The 6,588-nt window shown below is 62.6% G+C and carries 7 protein-coding genes and 1 pseudogene; 6 read left to right on the top strand and 2 right to left on the bottom strand.

Going from position 1 to position 6,588, the window contains the following annotated elements:
* Nucleotides 1-172, top strand: a pseudogene (locus tag A2J01_RS35015) (GNAT family N-acetyltransferase); the annotation flags it as partial.
* A gap of 67 nt (nt 173-239) precedes the next feature.
* Here A2J01_RS35015 and A2J01_RS07575 read toward each other — a convergent pair.
* Nucleotides 240-1,154, bottom strand: a complete 915-nt coding sequence (locus tag A2J01_RS07575; RefSeq protein ID WP_003945561.1) for an SDR family oxidoreductase — start codon at nt 1,152-1,154, stop codon at nt 240-242.
* 102 nt (nt 1,155-1,256) lie between these two features.
* On the opposite strand from A2J01_RS07575, the gene echA20 reads away from it, so the two are divergent.
* Genes echA20 through A2J01_RS07555 form a run of 4 tightly spaced genes read left to right on the top strand, consistent with a single transcriptional unit; the run spans nt 1,257 to nt 4,759 of the window.
* On the top strand, nt 1,257-2,033 hold the full coding sequence (echA20, locus tag A2J01_RS07570; RefSeq protein ID WP_003945611.1) for a (7aS)-7a-methyl-1,5-dioxo-2,3,5,6,7,7a-hexahydro-1H-indene-carboxyl-CoA hydrolase: 777 nt from the start codon (nt 1,257-1,259) through the stop codon (nt 2,031-2,033).
* A gap of 7 nt (nt 2,034-2,040) precedes the next feature.
* Nucleotides 2,041-2,949: a cholesterol ring-cleaving hydrolase subunit IpdA gene (gene ipdA, locus A2J01_RS07565; protein ID WP_042449482.1), complete on the top strand. Its 909-nt coding sequence runs from the start codon at nt 2,041-2,043 to the stop codon at nt 2,947-2,949.
* Complete coding sequence (locus A2J01_RS07560; protein WP_003945796.1) at nt 2,946-3,701, top strand: CoA-transferase subunit beta; 756 nt, start codon at nt 2,946-2,948, stop codon at nt 3,699-3,701. The genes ipdA and A2J01_RS07560 overlap by 4 nt, the downstream gene beginning before the upstream one ends.
* Nucleotides 3,698-4,759 carry an NAD(P)H-dependent flavin oxidoreductase gene (locus tag A2J01_RS07555; protein ID WP_007734249.1) on the top strand — a complete coding sequence of 354 codons (1,062 nt, stop codon included), beginning with the start codon at nt 3,698-3,700 and terminating at the stop codon, nt 4,757-4,759. Before A2J01_RS07560 ends, A2J01_RS07555 begins: the two co-directional genes overlap by 4 nt.
* A 78-nt stretch (nt 4,760-4,837) precedes the next feature.
* On the opposite strand, the gene A2J01_RS07550 is transcribed toward A2J01_RS07555, so the two are convergent.
* Entirely contained in the window at nt 4,838-5,557 is a 720-nt protein-coding gene (locus tag A2J01_RS07550; protein ID WP_064112436.1) for an IclR family transcriptional regulator, read from the bottom strand.
* A gap of 250 nt (nt 5,558-5,807) precedes the next feature.
* Here A2J01_RS07550 and A2J01_RS07545 point away from each other — a divergent pair, with 250 nt between their 5' ends.
* On the top strand, nt 5,808-6,572 hold the full coding sequence (locus A2J01_RS07545; RefSeq protein WP_007734247.1) for an SDR family NAD(P)-dependent oxidoreductase: 765 nt from the start codon (nt 5,808-5,810) through the stop codon (nt 6,570-6,572).
* The last annotated feature ends 16 nt before the right edge of the window (nt 6,573-6,588 follow it).

Here is a 6,588-nt window from a genome sequence, read left to right as displayed (position 1 = left end):
GAGCGTCGGCCTGGTATTCGGCGAACTCGACGGCCAAGAGGTGAACGTGGCGATCTGGATCGCGCCGGAATCTCGCAAGAAGGGCTACGGCACCGCCTGCGTGAAACATTCGCGGCGCGAACTCGCAGCTGAGTTCCCCGGCACCGTGTTGGTGGTTCGGGCGCCCGCGTAGGCGGCACGCCGCCTGTGAGTGGTTGAGGAGTCCCTGCACTCCTTAACCACTCACAGGGCCGGAGGCCCTACGCCCCGTACACCGGCGTCGGAATCTCCGCCTTCTCCAACAGCGTTGCCACGACGGGCCCGATCTCCTTCGGGTCCCAGCGATCTCCCTTGTCCTCGCTCGGGCCGTGACGCCAGCCCTCCGCGACGGTGATCTTTCCGCCCTCTACCTCGAACACCCGGCCCGTGACGTCCTTGGACTCGGCGCTACCGAGCCAGACGACCAGCGGCGAGATGTTCTCGGGAGCCATGGCGTCGAAGCCCTCTTCCGGAGCTGCCATCGCTTCTGCCATCGCCCCGCCCGCGCCGACAGTCATGCGTGTGCGCGCAGCAGGCGCGATCGCGTTGACACTGACTCCGTAATTCTTGAGCTCGGCGGCGGCCTGGATGGTCATCTCGGCGATGCCGGCCTTGGCCGCGGCGTAGTTGCCCTGGCCGATCGAACCCTGCAGTCCTGCACCCGAACTGGTGTTGATGATGCGTGCGTCGACGGTCTTGCCTGCCTTGGCCTCGGCGCGCCAGTAGGCAGCTGCGTGACGGAGCGGCGCGAAGTGCCCCTTGAGGTGCACGCGAATCACCGCGTCCCACTCGCCTTCGCTCATACCGACCAGCATGCGGTCCCGCAGGAAGCCTGCGTTGTTCACGAGTACGTCCAGGCCACCGAAGGTGTCGATCGCGGTCTTGATCAGATTCTCGGCGCCCGCCCAGTCGGCGACGTCGTCTCCGTTGACCACTGCTTGGCCACCGGCGGCGATGATCTCCGCGACAACCTGCTCGGCCGGACTCTCACCGGTCGCGGAACCGTCGGCACCCGCACCGATGTCGTTGACGACGACCTTGGCGCCCTCGGCAGCAAATGCCAATGCATGCGCACGTCCGATACCGCGGCCAGCCCCGGTGATGATGACTACGCGTCCGTCGACCAATCCACTCATATTTGTCTCCTAATGCACTCTGCTCGGGCTTGTCGGCTCCGCTTGTGTGCTAACTTACCAAGCAATCGCTTGGTTTGGTACACAGACGTAAGGAATCCCGATATGGGCATCAGCACCTCCTCCGACGGAACCGGCATCACCACGGTCACCATCGACTACGCGCCGGTCAATGCAATCCCGTCCAAGGGATGGTTCGAGCTTGCCGACGCCATCCTCGACGCGGGCAAGGATCTCAACACTCACGTGGTGATCCTGCGAGCCGAGGGACGCGGATTCAACGCCGGCGTCGACATCAAGGAGATGCAGGCCACCGAGGGATTCGACGCGCTGGTCGCCGCCAACCGCGGTTGCGCCGCGGCCTTCGCGGCCGTCTACGACTGTGCTGTACCCGTCGTCGTGGCCGTCAACGGATTCTGTGTCGGCGGCGGCATCGGACTCGTCGGCAACGCGGACGTGATCGTCGCTTCCGACGACGCGATCTTCTCCCTCCCCGAGGTCGACCGCGGCGCACTCGGCGCTGCCACACACCTCTCGAGGCTGGTGCCACAGCACATGATGCGCACGCTCTACTACACCGCACAGAGCGTCGACGCACACACACTCAAGCAGTTCGGCAGCGTCTACGACGTGGTCCCGCGCGAGAAGCTCGACGAGTGCGCTCGCGAGATCGCCGCGAAGATCGCCGCCAAGGACACCCGCATCATCCGGTGCGCCAAGGAAGCCATCAACGGCATCGACCCGGTGGACGTCAAGGGCAGCTACCGCCTCGAGCAGGGCTACACCTTCGAACTCAACCTCCTCGGCGTGTCCGACGAACACCGCGACGAGTTCGTCGCCACCGGCAAGCCGCGCGAGAACGCAACCCAGAAGGAAGGCTGAGACAAACATGGCTAGCAAGCGTGACAAGACGAAGTCGCTCGACGAGGTAGTCGGCGAACTCCGCAGCGGAATGACGATCGGCTTGGGCGGCTGGGGATCTCGCCGCAAGCCGATGGCCTTCGTGCGTGCGATTCTGCGTTCGGACGTCAAAGACCTGACCGTGGTCACCTACGGCGGACCGGATCTCGGACTGCTGTGCTCGGCCGGCAAGGTCAAGAAGGCATACTACGGTTTCGTGTCCCTCGACTCCGCGCCGTTCTACGACCCGTGGTTTGCCAAGGCACGCACCGCCGGTGAGATCGAAGTCCGCGAGATGGACGAGGGCATGGTCAAGTGTGGCCTCGAAGCAGCTGCCGCTCGCCTTCCCTTCCTCCCGATCCGCGCCGGCCTGGGTTCGGATGTCCGCAACTTCTGGGGCGACGAACTCAAGACCGTCACCTCCCCGTACCCCGAGGCCGACGGCCGCTCCGAGACCTTGATCGCGATGCCTGCGCTCAACCTCGATGCGTCGTTCGTTCACCTCAATCTCGGTGACAAGCACGGCAATGCCGCGTACAACGGCGTCGACCCGTACTTCGACGACCTGTACTGCATGGCGGCCGAAAAGCGTTACGTCTCCGTCGAACGCATCGTCGAGACCGAGGAACTGGTCAAATCCGTTCCACTGCAGAACCTTCTGCTCAACCGCATGATGGTCGACGCCGTCGTCGAGGCACCCAATGGTGCGCACTTCACGTTGGCCGGCGAAAGCTACGGCCGCGACGAGAAGTTCCAGCGTCACTACGCCGAGTCCGCCAAGACCCCCGAGTCGTGGCAGGCGTTCGTCGACACCTTCCTCTCCGGCAGCGAAGAGGACTACCAAGCCGCAGTAAAGAAGTTTGCCGATTCATCAAAGGCAGGGGAGCAGGCAAAATGAGCGAATCCACCGTCACCCGCGCAGAGTACGTTGTTCTCGCTTGCGCTGAAATCTTCTCCGGTGCAGGCGAAATCATGGCCAGCCCGATGTCGACGTCGTCCACCATCGGCGCTCGCCTGGCTCGACTCACCACCGAGCCCGACCTGCTGATCACCGATGGTGAAGCCCTCATTCTCGAGGACACTCCGGCCGTCGGAACGAAGGGCCCCGTCGAAGGATGGATGCCGTTCCGCAAGGTGTTCGACGTCGTCGCTTCCGGCCGCCGTCACGTAGTCATGGGCGCCAATCAGCTCGATCGCCACGGCAACCAGAACCTCTCCGCCTTCGGCCCGCTTCAGCAGCCGACGCGTCAGATGTTCGGTGTGCGCGGCGCCCCGGGTAACACCATCAACCACGCGACGAGCTACTTCGTCCCCAAGCACTCCAAGCGAGTGTTCGTCGACAAGGTCGACGTGGTGTGCGGTGTCGGCTACGACCAGATCGATCCCGAGAATCCGGCTTACAAGTACCTGAACATCCCCCGCGTCGTCACCAACCTCGGTGTCTTCGACTTCGGCGGACCAGGAAACACCTTCCGCGCGTTGAGCCTTCACCCCGGCGTCACCGCCGAAGAGGTAGCCGAGAACACCTCGTTCGAGGTTGCCGGACTCGCCGAGGCCGGTATCACCCGTGACCCCACCGCCGAAGAACTTCACCTCATCCGCGAAACCCTCGATCCGCGCAACCTCCGGGACCGTGAGGTCTCGGCATGACCCCCACCCTGAAGACCGCGCTGACCGAACTGGTCGGTGTCGAGTACCCGATCGTGCAGACGGGTATGGGCTGGGTTTCCGGTCCCGCTCTCACGTCGGCAACGGCTAACGCCGGTGGTCTCGGCATCCTGGCTTCGGCCACGATGACGTACGACGAGCTCGAGCACGCGATCAAGAAGACGAAGCAGCTCACGGACAAGCCGTTCGGCGTCAACATGCGTGCCGACGCCACTGACGCCCCGCAACGCGCGGATCTGCTGATCCGTGAAGGCGTCAAGGTCGCGTCGTTTGCGTTGGCTCCCAAGAAGGAACTGATCGCCAAGCTCAAGGACCACGGCATCGTCGTCGTGCCCTCGATCGGTGCCGCGAAGCACGCGGTCAAGGTTGCATCCTGGGGCGCGGACGCCGTCATCGTCCAGGGCGGCGAAGGTGGTGGCCATACCGGCGGTGTGGCCACGACATTGCTTCTCCCCTCGGTTCTCGACGCGGTCGATATTCCGGTCATCGCCGGTGGCGGATTCTTCGACGGCCGCGGGCTGGCTGCCGCACTGGCGTACGGCGCTGCCGGTGTCGCGATGGGAACGCGATTCCTTCTCACCAGCGACTCTTCGGTTCCCGATTCCGTCAAACAGGAGTATCTCAAGCGCGGACTGACGGATACGACTGTCTCCCGCAAGGTCGACGGCATGCCTCATCGTGTGCTCAACACCGACCTGGTCAACAGCCTCGAAGGTTCCAGCTATGCAACCGGTTTGATCGCCGCGGCCAAGAATGCCACGAAGTTCAAGGCCATGACGGGCATGAAGTGGTCGACCCTCGCCAAGGACGGTCTCGCGATGAAGCGGTCGGGTGACCGCACGCTGATGCAGATCATCATGGCAGCCAACACACCGATGTTGCTCAAGGCCGGACTGGTCGAGGGCAACACGGAAGCCGGTGTTCTTGCTTCGGGTCAGGTTGTCGGCATGATCAACGATCTGCCCAGCTGCAAGGAACTGATCGAAAGCATCATGGAAGGTGCCGCGGGGCGTATCGACGCGCTTGCGGCTCTTCGCTGACACAGCTCTATCCGAGTGCGTCTCCCCCACTGCGCTTTACGCGTAGTGGGGGGAGGCGCACTCTTTGCGTTTGTCGGACTATCCCGTCTTCTCCTGCTCGAACCCGTCGATCATTCCGAAATACTGCGAGATCGCTGCTGCCGCCATCTGTACGGGAGCGGCGTTCCTCTTGTCTATCGTGCCGCGAATCAAGGGCCCACAAATCGAGAGACCTACTGGCATGTGGTCGAGCACCCCGATTCGCGCGCCGATACAGCCCATCCCGGAATTGCAGATTCCGAACGCAACTGCGTGTTGGCGAACGTCATTGGCGTTGTGCGACGATGCCACCGATCTGTTGCCGGCGCTCAACAGTGACTTCCCGATGGTCGACGCTTGCGCTGGGATACGTGAGCCGACGCGAGTCTGAAGGTCGGGGACCATCAGGCTCCCGATCTTCTGGATGTAGCGCACATGGTTTCCTTCCAACACCCCGAGGTGCACGGCGTGTCCAGTCACGAAATGCAATTGCTGAAGTAGGGGCGTATCCACTCGATCCACTTTGTTTCGATACAGCGAGAGCGCGCCCAGATCTCCTAGCTTGTCGCCTATCTCGTACTCGAGTCCTTCGCGGCGTAGCCAGTTCATCCTCACGAGTTTCAGTAGCATCCGGTGCACGGACGATCGCGGAATCCCGGTTCGGCGCGCGACCTCCCCCAATGTCAGCCGAGGCGCGTCACGAAAGCAGTCCACCACCACCGACAGTCTGTCGAGAGTTGACATGGGGATGGACTCTTCGGTGATCGGTCCGACCAACATCGATGTCTCCGTTCCGGTGGCCCGCCGCTTCGGCAGCCAACATTCGTTCCGCCCATCTGAGCTTCCGTGGACACACGACGCCAGTACGTTTCCCACGCAGCGGGAGATGCATCTGCATGGGCTCTCACCAGCACCTATACCGATGATCGGTCATGTTCGTTGAGCCCGAATCCATCCCTCGTCACAGTGATGACCGGAGCCCATCAGATCATGCGGCGCCGAGCAGAACGCTTCAAAATCAGGAGGACACATGAATGCTTCATCCCCGTCGACAGGCGTGATCATCACCGGCGGCGCATCCGGAATCGGATTGGCCTCCGCCCGCGCGCTCGCGGCGATCCGACGACCAGTCGCTCTCTGGGATATCGACGAGGCAAAAGCGGTCGATCAGGCAGCAGTGATCTCCTCCGAATTCGGCATCGACGCCATCGGAGTGGGAATCGATCTCACGAGAGCGGACGACTACGCGGCCGCATTGGCCACAACCCGTTCCTCACTTCCCTCCATCGGCGGACTTGTTCACTCCGCCGGGGTCGTCGATATCGGATCCCTCGAAGGAGTGACGCTCGACGTGTGGGAGACGGGTATCAACACCCATCTACGTCCGCTCATCCTGTTGGTTCAACAGTTGATGCCTGATTTCACGGCCAATCCCGGTTCGGCAATAGTCGGAATCGCTTCGATCAACGCAACTTTGGGCAATGCAATCAACCCTGTCTACTCCGCTGCAAAGGGTGGGATGTTGTCGATGGTCCGATCGCTGGCGGACCGACTGGGCCCGGACGGCATTCGGATCAACTGCGTCTCTCCCGGACAGATTCTGACCCCTCTGCTTCAGCCGACCGTAGACGCATTGGGTGACGGGGCATTCGAACGACGCATCCTCCTCGGCAGGCTCGGTCGCCCGGAGGAAATCGCACACGCTGTCCGCTTCCTGCTGTCCGACGAAGCAAGTTACATCACCGCAACGGAATTGGTTGTCGACGGCGGCAACATCTCGTCGCAGCGTATGTGACTTGCCCAGAGATTTA

This window comes from Rhodococcus sp. EPR-134 (assembly GCF_001647205.1).
In the GTDB taxonomy this organism is placed as follows: Bacteria; Actinomycetota; Actinomycetes; order Mycobacteriales; family Mycobacteriaceae; genus Rhodococcus_F; species Rhodococcus_F qingshengii.
This window is presented reverse-complemented; position numbering and strand designations above follow the sequence as displayed.

Excerpts from the sequence above, each read along its gene's own strand:
- A2J01_RS07575 (WP_003945561.1), bottom strand. The coding sequence starts at position 1,154 with ATGAGTGGATTGGTCGACGGACGCGTAGTCATCATCACCGGGGCTGGC.
- A2J01_RS07560 (WP_003945796.1), top strand. The coding sequence starts at position 2,946 with ATGAGCGAATCCACCGTCACCCGCGCAGAGTACGTTGTTCTCGCTTGC.
- ipdA (WP_042449482.1), top strand. The coding sequence starts at position 2,041 with ATGGCTAGCAAGCGTGACAAGACGAAGTCGCTCGACGAGGTAGTCGGC.
- A2J01_RS07555 (WP_007734249.1), top strand. The coding sequence starts at position 3,698 with ATGACCCCCACCCTGAAGACCGCGCTGACCGAACTGGTCGGTGTCGAG.
- A2J01_RS07545 (WP_007734247.1), top strand. The coding sequence starts at position 5,808 with ATGAATGCTTCATCCCCGTCGACAGGCGTGATCATCACCGGCGGCGCA.
- echA20 (WP_003945611.1), top strand. The coding sequence starts at position 1,257 with ATGGGCATCAGCACCTCCTCCGACGGAACCGGCATCACCACGGTCACC.
- A2J01_RS07550 (WP_064112436.1), bottom strand. The coding sequence starts at position 5,557 with ATGTTGGTCGGACCGATCACCGAAGAGTCCATCCCCATGTCAACTCTC.